Genomic DNA, 17,235 nt, shown 5'->3' on the forward strand with positions numbered 1-17,235 from the left:
ACCGCCAGGATGGCGGCGTTACGGATACTTTTGCGTAAGTTTTGAATTAGCAATTAACCGTTAGCCATTAGCCATTAGCAATTACCAAAATCTTCAATCCCAGCCGAAGTCTTTGCCTAAATATTCTGCTAATTTCTGGTTATGAGGTCGAAAATAGTCTTTTAATTGTTGATATAATTCTTCGCTGACGGAGGGGTACTCGCCGCTGTTATGTTTTTCGTAGTTTTCTAGTTGGTGAGGGGGTAAGTTTAAAAATTCTAGGGTGGTGTTGAAGGTGGCGGCGGGATCTGTATATAAGTCTTCGCTTTTGAGGATTAAAATTTGTTCTTTGGGAAAGAGTTTCATCCACATTAGCAGTTGATTTACGTAGATGCCGCGTGATAGATAGGTGTGGTGTTGGTGGTTATAACTGTAGTAGGTTTCGCTGGCAATTAATTTTTCGATTTCGCCTTCGAGTCGGCTGGGTTCGGCTGCGATCGCGTCTTCTAGTGATAGAGATTCAAATCCTAGTCTGACTTCATGGTAGTAGTGAGAAATTGCTCGGTCTACTGGGTTCCTCAGTAATAATATCAGCTTAACTTGGGGAAATAGATCGTATACTCGTTGGGGAACGCAAGGGTGAAAGATGTAATAAGGGCTGGCTTCGCAGTTCAGTCTTTGGGTTCCGTCACCAATACTGGGAAATTGCGATCGATACCATTTTATTCCTTTTTCAAAGTTTAAGTCAAAAAAATGTACTTCTTTCTGACGAGCTTCAGCTATTTGGGGATGATGAGTTAGGTAAGTATAAAGGGAACTGGTTCCCCCTTTCTGAACGCCGATGATGATAAAATCTGGTTTCCATCCTAGGGGGGATGGCTTGCTAAACTGCTTCCTGACTGCCTCTAAAAGCTTTTTGAACATTATTTAACTTTCCTTTTAATAGATAATTTTACTAAATTAGTTTAGTGCGATCGCAAACACAGGCTGGCGGTGATCCATAGCCCCCGATTCTCCTACTGACTGCATACCATTAGATTAAAGTTAGATTTATAGTTTTCTAGCAACCTATTACAAGCTTTGGCGTAAAGCTTTAAGCTATGGGAAATAGTAGCTTACAGCTCCTAGGGGTCTAACCCTCTGTTACAAAATGTAACGAGGTGATGTCAAAACTGGGAAAAGTGGGAACTATAGAAGTAGGAATTTTACTGCCAAGCAGCCATCTGCAAGACAATCTCTGCCTTAGTTTGGGAAAGCGTCTATGTTTAAGCGCAAATTAGCTAAAGTTATCGTATCACTGTTGAGACGGATTGCGAATGTATCTAGGGCCGGTGCGAAGCGGCTGATGAGAGCTATGTTGCGATCGCTAATGGCGATGGGACGACGTGCCAAGTTGCCTGTAGCAGGATTTGTCTTGCCGACTGTGACGATGGTAATGTTAGTGGTGGTATTGCTGACTTTGGCAATTACGCTGCGATCGTTTGACAGATCGCAAAATGCTCGGAATGTGAGGGTGAATCAACAGGTGTTAGCTGCGGCTACTCCGGCCTTAGAACGAGCGAAAGCGAAAATAGAATATTTATTAAACGAAGACCCCACACGACCTACGGGAACACCCTCTGATATATCTATTAAAAGAGCACTTTCAAAGCCTTCAACTGGAGCGGATACTTATACCTTCAACGATGAGATTCGTCTGAGAGTAGGCTACAAGCTTGAGAGGAGTTCACTACAAGATTGGGATAGCACTAATGAAGAGTTAGTTGAAAATAAAGAAGTAATAAATACGGCTTGGAGATTTCCAGTCGATACAGATAACAACGGTAAGTTTGATAGTTATACCATCTACGGGGTTTATTTTCGCAGTCCTCCTCGCAGCAATGCTACAGGAGCAACTTCGGGACAATTTCTCGCAGAAAGAAAGCCTTTAGAGACAAGAACTCCACCGATGCCAGGGACGCTGGGAAATCAACAATGTGCAGCCGCCCTTGGTACTAGCGCTAGTTTGGTGGGAGATTCAGGCTGGTATCAATCCGATGGTAAACTGAAGAAAAGCTTTTATGTTTACACGGTGACAGTACCCATTACTGACTCATCACCAGCGGCACATAATGCTAGTATCGATGCGACACAACTTGAACAATACAAAGGTACTAAAGGTTTTTCGGCTCTGGAGTATCAGGAAGATAGAGTACGGGTTCCTTTGTTAAATAATGCAGTAGTCTATGAAGATGATTTAGAAATATCACCTGGGCCTGCATTTCGGATCAATGGCGGGATGCTGACAAACAGCAATCTTCTGGTTACTTCAACGAACAGCCAGACTGTAGATATATTCCTAATTAGCGGTGAAAATTCTTGTTACTACAAACAAGAAAATAGCAAGATTTTTGTCGGTGGTAATGTCGTGAATGGCTGGGCTGGTGGTGCTCCCACTGGTACAAGTACAATACATCTATTTCAGCCAGCCGGTAGCACGCCCCTACCCGAAACAGATACAATTACCACCACAAATCAATCGGTAAACGAAGCTGCAACCGCCGTACTTTACAACGGCAATGCTTATGCCAGACGGATCGCTGCTTTAGTAAATGCACAGATTGCGGCATTTCCCGATCCAGTAGTAACGCCAGTCCCACCAAATGCTAACGATCCCACATCGGTGCAAAAAGCAGTATCCGGGGATAAAGACCGTGATAAAGCATTACAGACTTATTTTGAAACTCTGACTCGGAAAGTTCCCTTTGCGGAAGTTGGGGTGGGGGTTCTGGAAGACACTACTGGTACGGTGATCGAAGCAGGCTCTAGCGGTGACACGCTGCGACCAATTCAAGCATGGGCACTACCTACAAATGTTAATGCTGACGCAAGCATTGCACAGTCTGACGGGCCAACAACTCTAAATATCAGGGTCGATCAGTTAGCAGCTCAAAACCCGAATCCAAATGGAGGCACAAAACCTTCAAAAGAGGATTTTTTGGGCGATCGCATCATTGCCGGGAACAACTTACCCCTCAAATGGTGGAATGGCACTAAGTTTGTTGGTGGGACAACAGCACAGGAAGTTGATGGCGGTACTTGGTCAGACGGTAGCCAGCGGACTCGCACTAGCCAAAAGCAGGTACTTGCGGCTGTGGGGATTAGCGATCGCGGTGACTACTGGGAAAAAGCAGCAGCCCAAAAACCAGAAAATCCTTTAACTTCCATCGGTGGTTTGCGCGTGATTACTGGTGCAGGGGTTTATGAGCGCACAAATTCTTTTTTACCGCCTCCCAGTTGGTTGGATCAAACTACTAATACGATGAAAACTGCCCCTACCGATGGCTACGATGATCCGGCAACGACGACTGTAACAGAAGCTTATCCAGTGGTGTGGCCAGACAGTATGCCGATGTCACCAGTCTTGGAAAGTCAAAGGGTTTATAACAACGGAACGACTGACACTGTAACAACAGCTAACAGTTGGGCTACCACTCCACTACCTGCAACCTCCGCCGCTCTGCCACCAGCAACTACCCCTACTATTGACCCTAATACTCTCAAGTATGCCAAAGGCGACCTACGGATGCGGGCAACGGCGGTATATCACTATGCCCAAGATTACTACGACCAACCAGATTTTGATTCCGAAGTATATTTAAAGAAGAGCCAAGCTCCCATTGCCTGCATCAGCAGCTACTACGACCCAAGTACCGCTTCAACGGCCAGAAACCTCAGCACTCTTGCTGATGATGTCAGTGGGGAAATCACATCAGGGACACGGGACGCTAACATCGGCTCCAACAATGGTATAGTCTACGGGCCTCCTACTTACACGATACCAACTGCTGCGGCAATTCCTGCCAATGGCATACTTACGGGTACTCCACAGGAACTTTACGATCAGGCGAATATGGTCTTTCCTGATGGTAGATTCGTCAACGAGCAGTTAAGAACGGCTTTGATGAAACCTGAGACAGGCCGCAACTTGGCAGAACAAGCAGCTATTGATTCTACTGCCTGCGCCTTTGGCATTTTGAATACGTCGGCCGATTTTACCTTGGGTACGCCGGCAACTATTCCTGCCGGTGCGATCAAGGAAGTGGCGCTGCTCAATTCCAGAGAAGTTAAGGCTGTAGATGCTGACGATCCAGCAACCACCACCGTAGATGAAACATTTACCCTGAACCCCCCTGGTACAACTTCTGCAAATAGTGGTAACTATAACCTCGCCTTGGAAGAACGGATGCCGCTGGAAATTCGGGTTACTCAAATTGACCTAAATCTGCTGCGAAATACAACTATCCCCTTGGCAAGTGGGATTAAAGGGCCATCCCCAGAGTATTTGTTGCCAAATAGCGGCATTATTTATGCCAGTCGTGACGATGCTGCGCCGGATAGGAGCGATCGCGCAGCCGATGCCACTAACACTGCCGTAATTCCCTACGGAATTGATGCAGTTCAAAGTGGGATAGTCAGCCGCACTGACTCTATACTCGACCCCACCCGCCGCCCTCACGGGATTATGCTGATTAATGGCAGATTCCTCGCTCGGAATGATGCAGATAACGATGGTCAAAATGATACGGCTCCCACAAATATCTCGGATGTGGTGAAAGAGAAGGGACTAACCTTGGTTTCTAACTTGCCAGTTTACGTCCAAGATAACTTTAACGTGCATAGTCAAGAAGAGTTTGGACCAGTAGGCAACTTAAATCAGCCATCATGGGGAAACTTTTACAGCCGTGCTTTACCTCTAAATCCAAATTTTGCTTGTCGGCCAGGAGATCCCCGGCTTCCTAATTGTACTGATGGTGACACTTGGCGAGCTGCAACAGTGTTGGCGGATGCTGTGACAGTCCTTTCTCGGAATTTCCGCCCTGGTTTCCGCAATGAGGGAGACTTTGACCTAAGAAATAATGCTGGTGCGGCGGCTGTAACTGGTGGTTATGACTTAGATGGAGATGGTACGATCGCTGGTGCAGAGACTACACCAATCACGGCCAAGGCAGCTAGGTTACTCAATGGTTTTTATAACAATAATTTTGTTACCAACGGTCTGAGTAGCGGTGCAACATTCAATATTAACGGTACTGACGTTTCACCAACAGATAGCGTAACACCAGATCCTAACTATTCGGCTACTGGTGGTACGGCTCCCAATAGTTCTTACTTTAACAACTTCGTCACCCCTGTTCAGCGGCGAGGAGCATTTCCAGAGTATGTGATGGAAATGTGTTTGAAATTGCCTGTTTCAGCTTGCGGGCCTGGTGATTGGCAGGTTAATGCAACTGGTACCCCTGTGAAGGCAAGCGATGTAATAGGTCAAGCACGCGGTGTTGTTGATTCAGGTTCAGGTACGACAGCTATACCTGCCGGTACTACTACTCCAGCGGATGTACCACTTCAGCAAAGACTTCAACATTATCCACGTCGCGTAGCTTTTCGACGAAATCCAGCTAATAATCAACTGTTATTCGATGGTAGCACCCCTCCTCTTCCGATTCCCATAGGAATCCTAGGTGGAAATATACAAGAATTTGGAGTTACCCTGAATGCGAATGCAACTCAGACTGGGATACCCGATCTGGCTGCCAATAACAATGGTCTTAGATTTAAGACTACTACTTCTACTACTCTTCCAAGCACAACTGCTACCTACACTGCAACAGCAACAGATCGGCTCTTTTACCAAAACGCGCCCATTGGAACTGTGCAGCCACAATTAGCACCAGTCTTACAAATCCACGTAACCCAAACCGGCGATCCCACCGGTGCGAATACAGGTAGAACAGACTTAAATAATACCAGGTGGCTCTCACAAGCTGAGACTACAGACTTTAATCTCGTTGTCGCCGCCAGCGACATTCCCTCTCGTCCCAACGGTGACTCCAATGGGGGTATGCAAAACCTAACCCGTTTCATTGAGAACTGGAATCCTACAACACTTGGAACTCAAGATACAAGGATTCAGGGTTCCTTCATTCAGTTAAGCCGTAGTGCCTATTCCACAGCACCCTACGTTGCTATTTTGAACAAGACTCCTACATTTAGTCTTTTTGACTACCCTAGTGTTTATAAAATTCAAAACGCCGGCGGAACAGTTCCGACTTTCGTAGCGCCGAACCGCCAATGGGGTTATGATGTCGGCCTGTTATCTCAATCTCCCGACTTGTTTACTCAACTTTTCACCACTCCTACCACACAGACTAACTCTGATAAATTTTTCAGAGAAGTAGGTCGGGATGACGTTTGGGTGAAAACTTTACTGTGTGCGAAAAAAGATGAAACTCCCACAGAAAATGCCGTCAGCGATGACCAAAGACCAACTCAATTCTGCGATGACAATGCACCAACCGATTGGGATAAACTATGACTAAACTTACACCACTGGAAAATTTACGGCAGTCTCAAGACTCCGGTTACACTATCATCGAAGCAATAATGGCGATGATTGTAGTTGCTGTCTTGATGATTGCGATCGCGCCAGTCCTAGTTTTTTCCACAGGGACTCGCGTACAAGCTCGACGGGTGGAGTTAGCAACCCAAGCTGCTAGAACTTACATTGACGGCGTGAGAAGCGGTGCGATCCTAGTCGCCGATACCACCGTTAATCCCAGCACACCAATCATTGAGACAACAGTGGTAGATCCAGATACTAACCCTGACAGAGAGGATTTTAAGGTTCCTGCTCCCAATAATGCTGGCTTGGACTGCCAAACTGATGGGTACTGCACAACTCCAGCCTCTCCTAATAGTTTGTACTGCGTTAATCTTGACGACACGCCCGGATGCGATCCTAACAGTGTCAAAGATATGCTGATCCAAGCTTACCGTAGCATTCCCGCAGCAAATCAAACTGACCCCAGACAAGGCTACTTACTGGGTGTTCGAGTTTACAGAGCCGATGCCTTCAAATCGGGAGTAACCCTGGTAACTGATCCCCAAGAACAACAACAATCAACAATCTCAGGAGGAATAGGAAATCCCAGCATTCCAGTAGTACAAATGACTACGGAGATTGGTACTAGCAGCGGAGCCGCAAAGTCGGGATTTCAGAATTTGTGCGCTCGCGTTGGCTGTCCAACGCCATAATCTGAATTGCTACTAGATTTTAATTAAGGTCGATGAACTCTCAAGCACAGGAAAAAATCGTTATGAAAAGTTTACTCAGGTTGCTACTAAAAACTAATTTCAAGCCAAATTGCTCTAAGGTCGATCGAACAGTTAGCGGTTTTACGCTGATTGAATTGTTAGTAGCAATGATTATGACGTTCTTAATTTTGACACCTTTGTTAGGTTTTGTTGTTGATGTCCTGAATACTGATAGAAAAGAACAAGTTAAGTCAAATACAGAGCAAGAAGTTCAAGCGGCCCTTGATTTTATTGCTGAAGATTTGGGTCAAGCAGTTTATATTTACGATAAAACAGGAGTTGATTCAATTGTAGATAGTTTGCCCAACGATCCTATTACTAATGGAACGCCGATTCTTGTATTTTGGAAGCGACAGTTGATGAAAAAGGTATTGCCAACTCTTGCCACAACAGATGCAACTTGTCCTAACAATGATAATAACACCTGCAATGACTCTTATGTATATTCATTAGTTGCCTACTACTTAAGACCAGATACTAATAATAGTGCTAGTAATATCTGGTGTCAGCCTGGTGGTGGAACTTGCCCAGCCCGAATTACAAGGTATCAATATCGGGATGGAGTAATAAATACTAATGTTACTCCACCCGTCTATTTTACAGCTCCAGATCCGCGAGCGGCTAAACCTACTGATTTTTTACCATTTAACCTCTCTATAACGGGAGCTAATCTTCAGGAAAAAATGAACAAATGGCCGCTTCAGCCAGATGGAACGACACCCGCTATTAGTGCACCTCCAGCAGCGGAAGTACCAGTGCTAGTTAATTATATTGATACAAGTGCAGTTACAGCTACATATCCAACGTCTGATGAATGCCAGAAGGCTTTAGGTAATCCAACAACAACATTAGCAAATGGGACTACTCAGGCAGTATCTGAAGCCCAATTAAGGATCGCAGATCCTACAAAAATTGGTTTCTACGCTTGTGTAGATTCATCTAAAACAGTAGCACGAGTTACGATCAGAGGAAGTGCTTTACGGAAAATGCAAAATACCGCTAATTACAGTAGCAGCAATTCAGCATTTTTCCCAACAGCAAGCGTTCAAGTTCAAGGATTGGGGGTATTAGCGCAGTAATCTTTATTTAAAGTTCGCATCTTGTACATTTTCAAAAGCCTGTAGGGGCGGGTTCGCCAAGAGCTTTAACGGTACTGTAAAGACTAAAAAACCCGCCCCCACCCCGCGATCGAGTCCTTTATTGATATTGGTGCAAGATATCAGCGTAAGTATTGGGCAGGGGCGGGTTTTCTGGAGTTATCGCTTATATTTGGATATCTTGGCGAACCCGCCCCTACAGAAATTATCTCTAATTAACCAGACTTAATATGAGGGGCTTTGGCAATAATGCAATATCTCAGTTTAAAATAGATCAATTAGTGTCAAACTAAGGTATAAAAACCAGAGAGGAATATGAAAAACCCAACACTATTAAAACTTTGGCAGACAAGTTTAGCCGCATCCAGCAAGCCACATCTGCAACAATTAAGCGGACTTTCTAGCCAGTCAAGAATAGGATTAGGAAAAAAACATCAGCAACATGACACAGGGTTTACGTTAATAGAACTGCTAATTCTCCTACTGATAATCGGTATTTTAAGCTCGATCGCGGCTCCAGGTTGGTTAGCTTTCATTAATAATCAACGTTTACGCACTAGCCAAAGCCGAGTTTACGGAGCCTTGCAGTTAGCTCAAAGTAATGCTAAACGTGATAAAGTAGCATGGCAAGCGACTTTTAGAACACAAGGTAACTTAGTGCAGTGGGCTGTTCATCCTGCAACTACAGATCCGACGAGTTTGCCAGTATCAACATCTCCCTCTTCTGCACCTAATGTATGGTACAGCCTAGAGGATAAGATTTCTATATCTACTACTGGTACAGGAGCGACAAATTTGCTACCTGGAAGTGGCACGTACATAGCCATATTTAATCGTCAAGGTTGTTTAGTGGACGATAAAGAGAAAGAGTGTACAGACGCGGTGACAGCATTTACAATACCCCAGCGTATAACTTTAGAGCATTCTCAGCTTGGCACAGCCAGAAAATGTGCGGTAGTGACAACACTTTTAGGAGCAATAAAAACTGCTGATGATGAAGCAAGTTGTGCTCTCAACCCATAGCCTATATTTAAGCTGGGTAGATGCAAATCTTTCACTTGCGATCGCAACTCTGAATGATGAACTTACATTATTTCCTTAGCCCTAGCCCCTAACCCTTGTTTTCCCCTTCTTTCCCTAGCCCCTAGCCCCTAGCCCCTAACCCCTGATTCAAATACCTTTCAATCAACACAATCGCCACAATATCATCAACCGGCCGGGGAGGAGTACGCATCCCTTGAGGAATCAAGCGGTTAAAACCCTTGGGAGGGAACATCTCCCAAAAGCGATCGCGTGCCTCCAAACTACTATAGCGCTCATCAACCTGCACAACATCCACCAACGGCAAACTACCAGAAATTTTTTGTTTCCAACTACGAGAAGTAGTCTGATCCCCCATCACAATTAACTCAATCGGAAACTGCGAACATAGAGATTCAATAGTCGCGATCGCATCTTCAGCCAACACCACCTGATGATAGGCAACTTGTCCATCTAATCCCATAACAGCTATTCCACACTTATCGCGCCCCGGATCGAAACCTAAAATCATTAATTGTTAATTGTTAGTAGTTAGTAGTTAGTAGTTAGTTGTATTTTTATATTAACGACTAACCACTAACTTTGTTATTGCAATCTAATTCTTGTCATTGTCATTGCAACCTAATTCTTGTCATTGCGAACGCAGTGAAGCAATCCCAGGGCCTAGAGATTGCTTCGCAGAACTCGCAATGACATTATCATCCCATTAACATCATTGTCATTGCGATCGCAGTGAAGCAATCCCAGGGCCTAGAGATTGCTTCGCAGAACTCGCAATGACATTATCATCCCATTAACATCATTGTCATTGCGATCGCAGTGAAGCAATCCCAGGGACTAGAGATTCCTTCGCTTGGCTCGCAATGACATTATTATCACATTAATATCATAGATGATCGTCAACCTTCTGCACAGAACCTCCAGGCCCCGACCCTACTTGACCCGTACCAAAAAGTACCACCCCATCATCAATAGCCACCAAATTTATCTTCAACGGGCCAGCCGTATAAGTCACATCAGCCGCGATCGCCTGCACATCCAAAGGTTTCTTATATTGCTGCAAGCGATCGATAAAACCTAACAAAGTTTCAATCTTATCATCAGCAATTTGGACTCGCCCCCCCACAATTCCCATAAAATTAGCACGAAAATTGCAAGCATCGATCAACTTTTCCAGCTTTTTCCGCACATCTTCATTCGTCAAATTCGTCGAATTTATAGAAGTCCCCGCCACCACATCTCCCACACGAAAAACCACCCGATTGATTTCCGCCTCCGCAAACACCTGAATCCGTTTTTCACCCTGAAGATAATTCGCAGCCGCCAAAATTCTAACTACATAATCTTGACCATCCTTAATCTGAGCCATCAACTGCTCAACCTCAGCCTTCGTAATATCAATCACCTGCTCATTCCCATTCGGCTTACCAGGTTGAACCAACCGCACAGTCAAGCGATTAGCCTCCTGCAATAACCGATCGATCGCTTGCTGCGCCACATTCGGTTCCAGAATCCGCACCACACCCGCCGCCAAAATTTGACCCCGCCGAATCGCCACCGTACCGCTGCGAATTGCCTGAAAATCTCGCTCCAAAATTTGCACCTGTTGCTGCAAATATGCTTGCTGATCTTCCAACGAAGCTTGTTCCTCCCCCAACTTTTTTAACAGCGCTTCCCGTTCCGCAATCACCCCGTCGCGCTCAGCAATAGCCTGTTCCCGTTCCTGCAAAGAGCGATCGCGCTGAGCAATTTCAGCATTACGTTGAGCAATATCGCGCTCCCGTTCAGCAATCACCCGATCCTGTTGAGCAATATCGCGATCGCGCTGAGCAATATCTTTCTCCCGCTGAGCAATATCGCGATCGCGCTTAGCAATTTGAGCCTTAACCCGCTCCCCCTGCTCCCTCAACTCCTCCTGTTCCGCTTGTAATTGTGAAATTTCCGCACCCAGAGCCCTCTTTTGCTTAGAAACAGTTTTCAACTGACTCTGAGTCCGATTCAACTGCGACTCAGTGCTCGATTTCGCCGCCTCCACCCGACTCAACTGCTCCTGAGTGCTCGATTTTGCCGCCTCCACCCGATTTAATTGAATCCTCAGCGAATTCAACTTCGCTTCAGTCTGAGCTTGCTCAGCATTCGCCGCTTCCAAAGAACGATTAATCTCATCCAAACTCGCCCTTGCTTGTGCTTGAGCCGCCCTCGCCTTAGCCAGCTCAGCCTCAACTTGATTTTTATCCTGCGTCGTTTGATTTAGATCCTTACGAGCAGCATTCAGCCTTTTCTGAATCTCATCAATCCCAAAAACCCCCGTCCGCAACGGCTTACTCGCCGCAAACAAAATCCCCAGAGTAGTAGCCGAAAGAATACTACCAGTCAGAACCGTCACCAAAACAGCCGTATTCCGAGGGCGGAGCTTGAAAAGACTAAGCCTAGCCTTACCAACTTTCGTACCTAAGCGATCGCTCAGGGTAGCGATTACGCCCCCCAAAATTAGCATTACAATTACCAGGATATATCCGGCAGTCATCGATCCCTTAGATGAAGGAAGGCTCAACTCTGAATAGACAGTTATCGATAGATTCTAGAGAGCAAAAATTTACCGATTCCTCCTTAAAATCAAGTAAATTGCTGGCTTAAAGCCACCGGATTATGAACCGTGATCTTTTTCTTATGGATAGAGATCATTTTTTCCTGTCTGAGATCCCCAAGCAAACGAGTCACAGTCACCCGCGTCGAACCAATCGCCTCCGCGATCGCCTGATGAGACAACTTCAAATCGATCGTAATCCCCTCCGCACCCGGAATCCCAAAATCCCGACACAGAATCAACAGAAAACTGACCAACCTCGATCCCATATCTCGGTGAGCCAGCGTCTCAATCATCATCTCAGTTTGCAAAATCCGCGAAGACAACCCCCGCAACATCACCATCGACAGTTCTGGATCGTCCTTAAGAGCCTTCTCCACCTGTTCAATGGGTACCGAGAGCAATTCCACCGGCGTAAAAGCCACCGCATGGTAAAACCTGTCAGAACGATGTCCCGTAATCAGAGACAACACCCCAAAAACACTATTTTCCCGCAGTAGAGCTACGGTAATTTCTTCCCCCGCCTCATAAACCCTAGAGAGCTTAACGGCACCTTTAATGAGAACATAGACGCGCTCAGCCGGGTCTCCAGGGAAAAATATAGTCTTCCCCCGTTCAAAGCTTTCGACAACTGGGGGAAACGCTCCGCCGCTAATTTGGCGGAACACGGCTGCTAGCGGTCTATCATGGGTCACGACTAGATCCTTTGTACTAACCAATACGATTGATACTCACCTGAATCATTTTTCACTGACAGGATTTATCCTGCCATTACCTTACATCTCCAAGCTTGACGCGAGGGGTTTTCAGGATATTTTCTTATAAAACGAAAGTTCCTTTGCACTCTGAGATTATTATGTTCATTTAATATTAAATTAAACAAAACTTGTAATAACTTACAGTTATCGGCTGTAATTTCACAAGAGACAAAGGTAAAGAAGGTCTACCGGGTGCTAGTTAGAGCCATCGGGCCAGAGCCGTCAGGTCAGAAACTCCCAACTCAGTAGCATTAGCTCGCGATCGCGAAACCCCAACTTGAGTAGAAAGGGGCAAAATACCTTTGATGATCGTACCAATTGCTTATAGAATATACTACTATGCTAAATTTGACTGGAAAAAACGCTCTTGTAACTGGCATTGCCAACAATCGCTCGATTGCTTGGGGCATTGCCCAGCAGCTCCACAAAGCTGGGGCTAATCTTGGGATCACTTATCTAGCGGACGAAAAGGGCCGACACGAAAGAAAAGTGGCGGAACTTGTAGAACCGCTCAATCCCAGTCTCTACGTACCTTGCAATGTCCAAGACGACAACGAAATTAAGTCTACTTTTGAGACAATCCGCGACAAATGGGGAAAATTAGACATCCTCATCCACTGTCTAGCCTTTGCTGGCAAGGATGAACTCTCAGGCGACTTCAGCAATACTTCTCGCAAAGGTTTCACTCAAGCTTTAGAAATCAGCGCTTACTCCCTCGTCCAGATGAGTGCGGCAGCTAAACCTTTGATGACTGAGGGTGGTAGTATTCTAACTCTAAGTTATTTGGGCGGGGTGCGGGTGATTCCCAACTATAATGTGATGGGCATTGCTAAAGCGGCCTTGGAAATGAATGTCCGCTATTTGGCGGCCGAACTTGGCCCCCAAAATATTCGGGTGAATGCAATTTCTTCAGGCCCGATTCGCACTTTAGCTTCTTCCGCAGTTGGTGGTATTTTAGACATGATTCACCATGTTGAAGAAGTTGCTCCCTTGCGGCGAACTGTGACTCAGGTAGAAGTTGGAAATACAGCAGCTTTCCTTTGCAGCGACTTAGCTAGCGGGATTACGGGTCAAATTTTGTACGTAGATGCTGGCTACGAAATTATGGGAATGTAGTTAATGGTTAACTGTTAATTGTTAACTGTTAACTGTCGGTTTTTTGTAGTAGTGGCTTTAGCCACTAAATTCTAAATTGAGCAGTTAAAGCCACTACTACGAAGAAATAATAGTTTTTTATGTGCGGCCACTTAGCGAACAACCAACAACTAACAATTAACAACCAACAATTAACAATTAACAACTAACAATTAACAATTATGCAAATTAGCGATCGCTCTCCTCTTCTCCCTGCAAACGTAACCCATCAGGCTAGAGCCGCCGCAGTCAAACGCACTACTGGAGAAACAGATGTAACCGTCATCCTCAATCTGGACGGCATAGGGACTTGTAAGGCGGCGACAGGAATTCCCTTTTTAGACCACATGATGCACCAGTTGTCTTCTCACGGACTGATCGATTTGGATGTACAATCAATTGGCGATCTGGAAATTGACGACCACCACACCAACGAAGATGTGGGCATTACGCTGGGACAGGCCTTGGGGAAGGCCCTAGGCGATCGCAAAGGCATTGTCCGCTTTGGTCATTTCATCGCCCCTTTAGATGAAGCTTTGATTCAGGTATCGCTAGATTTTTCGGGCCGCCCTCACTTAAGTTATGGCTTAGAAATTCCAACTCAGCGGGTGGGTACTTACGACACACAGTTAGTCAGAGAATTTTTCGTAGCAGTGTGCAATCATGCTCAAATGACACTGCACATTCGGCAGTTAGAGGGGATTAATTCTCACCACATTATTGAGGCGACATTTAAGGCTTTTGCCCGTGCTTTGCGGATGGCTGTAGAAATAGATCCCCGTCGTGCGAGTGCGATTCCAAGTTCTAAGGGAGTTTTGTAGACTGGTTAAAATTAAGTGACAAATGTAATTCTTAACCTTTTTTACGTTCATTTAACCTTCATACTTAAGATCAAGAGCTTCAATAGCTGGATTGAGTCGCCTAGCAGTCTGCAAGAGAACTTCGTTTTATGTCTTGGTCTCGTATCCTCAGTGGAATAGTTGCGATCGCCCTTGCCTTGGGAATGATTTTTTTAGGCGGATGGTACTTCACCATCGGCTTTGGGATTATTGTCTATCTCGGTCAGCAGGAATATTTTCAACTGGCCCGCGCCAAGGGTATCGCACCCGCTGGCAAAACGACTTTAGCCGTGAGTCAAGTTTTGCTAGTAACAGCAGCCCTCGCACCAAACCTGGTAGATGCCATGTTTGCCTTGGCGGGAACCTTAATCTGTTTTTACCTGCTGTTCCAGCCCAAGTTGTCAACGATCGCGGACATTTCCTCATCAATCTTAGGATTGTTCTACGGCGGTTATTTGCCTAGCTATTGGGTACGCTTACGAGTTGGCCTCGACCAAACCGCATTTGCCATGTCTAAAGCGGTAGCCAGTGATGCACCCGTTAACGGTGAGTGGGCGGATTGGACAAATACCAGCACTTTGCCTTTAGGGTTGACGACGCTGCTACTGGCCTTCGGCTGCATCTGGGCCGCTGACATCGGGGCTTACTTCATGGGTAAATTCTTTGGCCGCACTTCCCTTTCTCACATTAGTCCTAAAAAGACTGTTGAAGGTGCTGTGTTTGGGGTTTGTGGTAGTGTCGCAGTGGCAGTAGCAGGATCTTGGTATTTAAACTGGCCAGGGTGGCCTTATACTGGCGTTGTTTTGGGTTTGTTGATTGGGATTGCTAGTTTGTTGGGAGACTTAACGGAGTCGATGATGAAGCGAGATGCTGGGGTTAAGGATTCGGGACAGTTAATCCCCGGTCACGGTGGTATTCTCGATCGCACTGATAGTTATGTTTTTACTGCGCCGTTGGTTTACTATTTTGTAACTATGGCATTGCCGTTAATTGATTCTTATTTTTGAGTTTTTGTTGGGTAGGTTCTGCCCCTGAAACTACTAAAATAGAATCACAGAATTACAGGCTGAGGTTAGAATCAAGATAGCTTGAGGAACATAGGTATGAATTTGGGGCGATCGCTCGTTAAATTAACCTTAAGTACCACACTTGTTAACAGCTAAATGCTAGAATAACTGTCAACTCTCAACACCTCTCGGATTATGGTTATCGATCCTTTTTCCATGCTTTCGCGGTTACGGTTGCGGGAAAGTTGGGTGGTGAAGGTTTTGAGAAGTCGCCCGATTTTTCAGGCGGTTATGGGGGTGAAGTAGTTGAATCAACTAAATTTCTAACGAGATAATTGTTCTGAACGCACTCAGTAAGTAACTTTGCTATTAATAGATCGTCATCCTCATGGAAAATACCACAATGAGGTAAGTTCTCTTCTCTATAGGAAATATCTGATGATATTTCTTCAAAAATATATTCTTTAGATTGCTGTATATTAATAATAGCAAAAGACCCATTAGGTTTGCAAGTAAAACCTTTTTGTTCCATATAGGCTTTAACTTTTCCAATGTTTTCTAATTCAGTTGTTTTGCCAAAAAAGTCAAGCCAATAGACAGACAAATAATTTTCATTACTTCGCCTTTCAAAAGCCGAACTCTTTGGTATTCCATTCTCCAAAGTTGAAGGTTTACAATAGCGCGTAACATCACCAGTTTGTATCTCTGTCATTGTTATGTTTATTGTTTATATTTTTTTGTGTATCTTTATGTTAAAACCGTTAAGTAGATCGATTAAATCTAGAGCATACATCGAACCTTTCAAAATAATTCGTTGATTTATATGCGAACTTGGCTTAAAAATAACATAGTCTAAAAAGTAATCTTTTTTGAATCGCAGGGTTATTGAATTGTTCTTATCTCTCTCCCATTCTAAATAAAAAATGCCACTTTCACTTACCGTTAAGCTACTGGGTTTAGAAATACTTCCAATTACTTCAACAAATAAAAACATCGTTTTAAGCGACTCCAAAGAAATATCATAGTCTTCTTCTGAATCGCATAATTCTTTTAATTCACGAATACGATTGAAAAAATAATCATCCTTCAACTTAATAGCATCAATAGCATATTTCAGTATTTCTTCAAAGGTCGATAATTTATCTATTTCATCTCTTTTACTTGATTTATTTTTGGTTGTTTCGAGATTTTGCGATTTGTATTCTATATAAACAAATGGAAGACTTTTTAGTTGAAGAGGAGACAAACTTTTAACTACTGTATCCCGATTAATATAAGTAGGGTTTTTATTTTCGCTAACATAAGAAATTTTATTATCACAGATTATTGTCATCGTCTTGTTCTTCCATTAATTTCTCAATTTCATCTGAATCCGGTATTGTTTGATTTGTTTGAGTTTCAAATCTTCTCAGAGCCTCACCTAGAGAGCTTACAAGTGATTTAGCTGTAATGTGAGATGCGTTAAGTATTGCTTCTTCTTTTCCATTGCGTCTTAATAATATGAAAATATCATGCTTAGAAACTCCAATACCAAACTCGTTAAAATAGATACTGTGTAATTGACCAGATTTGATGATCTCTGTTATAGTTTGTTTTTGATCGTCTTTTTCTGAATCCATTACCTTATCTCTTGGTGTGATTGTCGATTTTCTAAGTTGG

Annotated in this window: 14 protein-coding genes; 7 read left to right on the top strand and 7 right to left on the bottom strand. The window is 44.4% G+C overall.

Annotated elements, in window-relative coordinates; all coding sequences use genetic code 11:
* Positions 1–93: 93 nt before the first annotated feature.
* Complete coding sequence (locus PY364_RS22275; protein ID WP_275526374.1) at positions 94–903, bottom strand: sulfotransferase domain-containing protein; 810 nt, start codon at positions 901–903, stop codon at positions 94–96.
* 337 nt (positions 904–1,240) lie between these two features.
* On the opposite strand from PY364_RS22275, the gene hpsA reads away from it, so the two are divergent.
* The 4 genes from hpsA to PY364_RS22295 all read left to right on the top strand — a co-directional run bounded on the left by hpsA (position 1,241) and on the right by PY364_RS22295 (position 9,233).
* Positions 1,241–6,334: a hormogonium polysaccharide biosynthesis protein HpsA gene (hpsA, locus tag PY364_RS22280; RefSeq protein ID WP_275526376.1), complete on the top strand. Its 5,094-nt coding sequence runs from the start codon at positions 1,241–1,243 to the stop codon at positions 6,332–6,334.
* Positions 6,331–7,053: a hormogonium polysaccharide secretion pseudopilin HpsB gene (gene hpsB, locus PY364_RS22285; RefSeq protein ID WP_275526378.1), complete on the top strand. Its 723-nt coding sequence runs from the start codon at positions 6,331–6,333 to the stop codon at positions 7,051–7,053. Before hpsA ends, hpsB begins: the two co-directional genes overlap by 4 nt.
* Positions 7,054–7,115: 62 nt before the next feature.
* Complete coding sequence (gene hpsC, locus PY364_RS22290; RefSeq protein WP_275526380.1) at positions 7,116–8,192, top strand: hormogonium polysaccharide secretion pseudopilin HpsC; 1,077 nt, start codon at positions 7,116–7,118, stop codon at positions 8,190–8,192.
* A 333-nt stretch (positions 8,193–8,525) separates the two neighbouring features.
* Positions 8,526–9,233, top strand: coding sequence for a prepilin-type N-terminal cleavage/methylation domain-containing protein (locus PY364_RS22295; protein WP_275526382.1), 708 nt, complete (start codon positions 8,526–8,528; stop codon positions 9,231–9,233).
* Positions 9,234–9,354: 121 nt separating this feature from the next.
* On the opposite strand, the gene PY364_RS22300 is transcribed toward PY364_RS22295, so the two are convergent.
* From PY364_RS22300 to ntcA, 3 genes are all read right to left on the bottom strand, one after another.
* On the bottom strand, positions 9,355–9,762 hold the full coding sequence (locus PY364_RS22300; RefSeq protein ID WP_275526384.1) for a pre-16S rRNA-processing nuclease YqgF: 408 nt from the start codon (positions 9,760–9,762) through the stop codon (positions 9,355–9,357).
* A gap of 375 nt (positions 9,763–10,137) precedes the next feature.
* The gene (locus PY364_RS22305) at positions 10,138–11,778 is read right to left on the bottom strand and encodes a DUF3084 domain-containing protein (protein ID WP_275526385.1); all 1,641 of its coding nucleotides are present in this window, start codon (positions 11,776–11,778) and stop codon (positions 10,138–10,140) included.
* Positions 11,779–11,867: 89 nt separating this feature from the next.
* Complete coding sequence (ntcA, locus tag PY364_RS22310) at positions 11,868–12,557, bottom strand: global nitrogen regulator NtcA (RefSeq protein WP_343278484.1); 690 nt, start codon at positions 12,555–12,557, stop codon at positions 11,868–11,870.
* A 378-nt stretch (positions 12,558–12,935) separates the two neighbouring features.
* Between ntcA and fabI the strand changes: the two genes are divergently transcribed.
* The 3 genes from fabI to PY364_RS22325 all read left to right on the top strand — a co-directional run bounded on the left by fabI (position 12,936) and on the right by PY364_RS22325 (position 15,576).
* Positions 12,936–13,712: an enoyl-ACP reductase FabI gene (gene fabI, locus PY364_RS22315; protein WP_275526389.1), complete on the top strand. Its 777-nt coding sequence runs from the start codon at positions 12,936–12,938 to the stop codon at positions 13,710–13,712.
* Positions 13,713–13,912: 200 nt separating this feature from the next.
* Positions 13,913–14,551 carry an imidazoleglycerol-phosphate dehydratase HisB gene (hisB, locus tag PY364_RS22320; protein ID WP_275526391.1) on the top strand — a complete coding sequence of 213 codons (639 nt, stop codon included), beginning with the start codon at positions 13,913–13,915 and terminating at the stop codon, positions 14,549–14,551.
* Positions 14,552–14,679: 128 nt separating this feature from the next.
* Positions 14,680–15,576, top strand: a complete 897-nt coding sequence (locus tag PY364_RS22325) for a phosphatidate cytidylyltransferase (RefSeq protein ID WP_275526393.1) — start codon at positions 14,680–14,682, stop codon at positions 15,574–15,576.
* Between the two features lie 289 nt (positions 15,577–15,865).
* Here PY364_RS22325 and PY364_RS22330 read toward each other — a convergent pair whose 3' ends face one another.
* Genes PY364_RS22330 through PY364_RS22340 form a run of 3 tightly spaced genes read right to left on the bottom strand, consistent with a single transcriptional unit; the run spans position 15,866 to position 17,195 of the window.
* The gene (locus PY364_RS22330; RefSeq protein ID WP_275526395.1) at positions 15,866–16,288 is read right to left on the bottom strand and encodes a hypothetical protein; all 423 of its coding nucleotides are present in this window, start codon (positions 16,286–16,288) and stop codon (positions 15,866–15,868) included.
* A gap of 15 nt (positions 16,289–16,303) precedes the next feature.
* Positions 16,304–16,909 carry a hypothetical protein gene (locus PY364_RS22335; protein WP_275526397.1) on the bottom strand — a complete coding sequence of 202 codons (606 nt, stop codon included), beginning with the start codon at positions 16,907–16,909 and terminating at the stop codon, positions 16,304–16,306.
* Positions 16,893–17,195 (bottom strand): hypothetical protein, encoded by a 303-nt coding sequence (locus tag PY364_RS22340; protein ID WP_275526399.1) that lies wholly within the window; start codon positions 17,193–17,195, stop codon positions 16,893–16,895. Before PY364_RS22340 ends, PY364_RS22335 begins: the two co-directional genes overlap by 17 nt.
* Between the last annotated feature and the right edge of the window lie 40 nt (positions 17,196–17,235).

It is taken from the genome of Kamptonema sp. UHCC 0994 (assembly GCF_029167235.1).
GTDB lineage: Bacteria > Cyanobacteriota > Cyanobacteriia > Cyanobacteriales > Microcoleaceae > Kamptonema.

Excerpts from the sequence above, each read along its gene's own strand:
- PY364_RS22275 (WP_275526374.1), bottom strand. The coding sequence starts at position 903 with ATGTTCAAAAAGCTTTTAGAGGCAGTCAGGAAGCAGTTTAGCAAGCCA.
- hpsA (WP_275526376.1), top strand. The coding sequence starts at position 1,241 with ATGTTTAAGCGCAAATTAGCTAAAGTTATCGTATCACTGTTGAGACGG.
- hpsB (WP_275526378.1), top strand. The coding sequence starts at position 6,331 with ATGACTAAACTTACACCACTGGAAAATTTACGGCAGTCTCAAGACTCC.
- hpsC (WP_275526380.1), top strand. The coding sequence starts at position 7,116 with ATGAAAAGTTTACTCAGGTTGCTACTAAAAACTAATTTCAAGCCAAAT.
- PY364_RS22295 (WP_275526382.1), top strand. The coding sequence starts at position 8,526 with ATGAAAAACCCAACACTATTAAAACTTTGGCAGACAAGTTTAGCCGCA.
- PY364_RS22300 (WP_275526384.1), bottom strand. The coding sequence starts at position 9,762 with ATGATTTTAGGTTTCGATCCGGGGCGCGATAAGTGTGGAATAGCTGTT.
- PY364_RS22305 (WP_275526385.1), bottom strand. The coding sequence starts at position 11,778 with ATGACTGCCGGATATATCCTGGTAATTGTAATGCTAATTTTGGGGGGC.
- fabI (WP_275526389.1), top strand. The coding sequence starts at position 12,936 with ATGCTAAATTTGACTGGAAAAAACGCTCTTGTAACTGGCATTGCCAAC.
- hisB (WP_275526391.1), top strand. The coding sequence starts at position 13,913 with ATGCAAATTAGCGATCGCTCTCCTCTTCTCCCTGCAAACGTAACCCAT.
- PY364_RS22325 (WP_275526393.1), top strand. The coding sequence starts at position 14,680 with ATGTCTTGGTCTCGTATCCTCAGTGGAATAGTTGCGATCGCCCTTGCC.
- PY364_RS22330 (WP_275526395.1), bottom strand. The coding sequence starts at position 16,288 with ATGACAGAGATACAAACTGGTGATGTTACGCGCTATTGTAAACCTTCA.
- PY364_RS22335 (WP_275526397.1), bottom strand. The coding sequence starts at position 16,909 with ATGACAATAATCTGTGATAATAAAATTTCTTATGTTAGCGAAAATAAA.
- PY364_RS22340 (WP_275526399.1), bottom strand. The coding sequence starts at position 17,195 with ATGGATTCAGAAAAAGACGATCAAAAACAAACTATAACAGAGATCATC.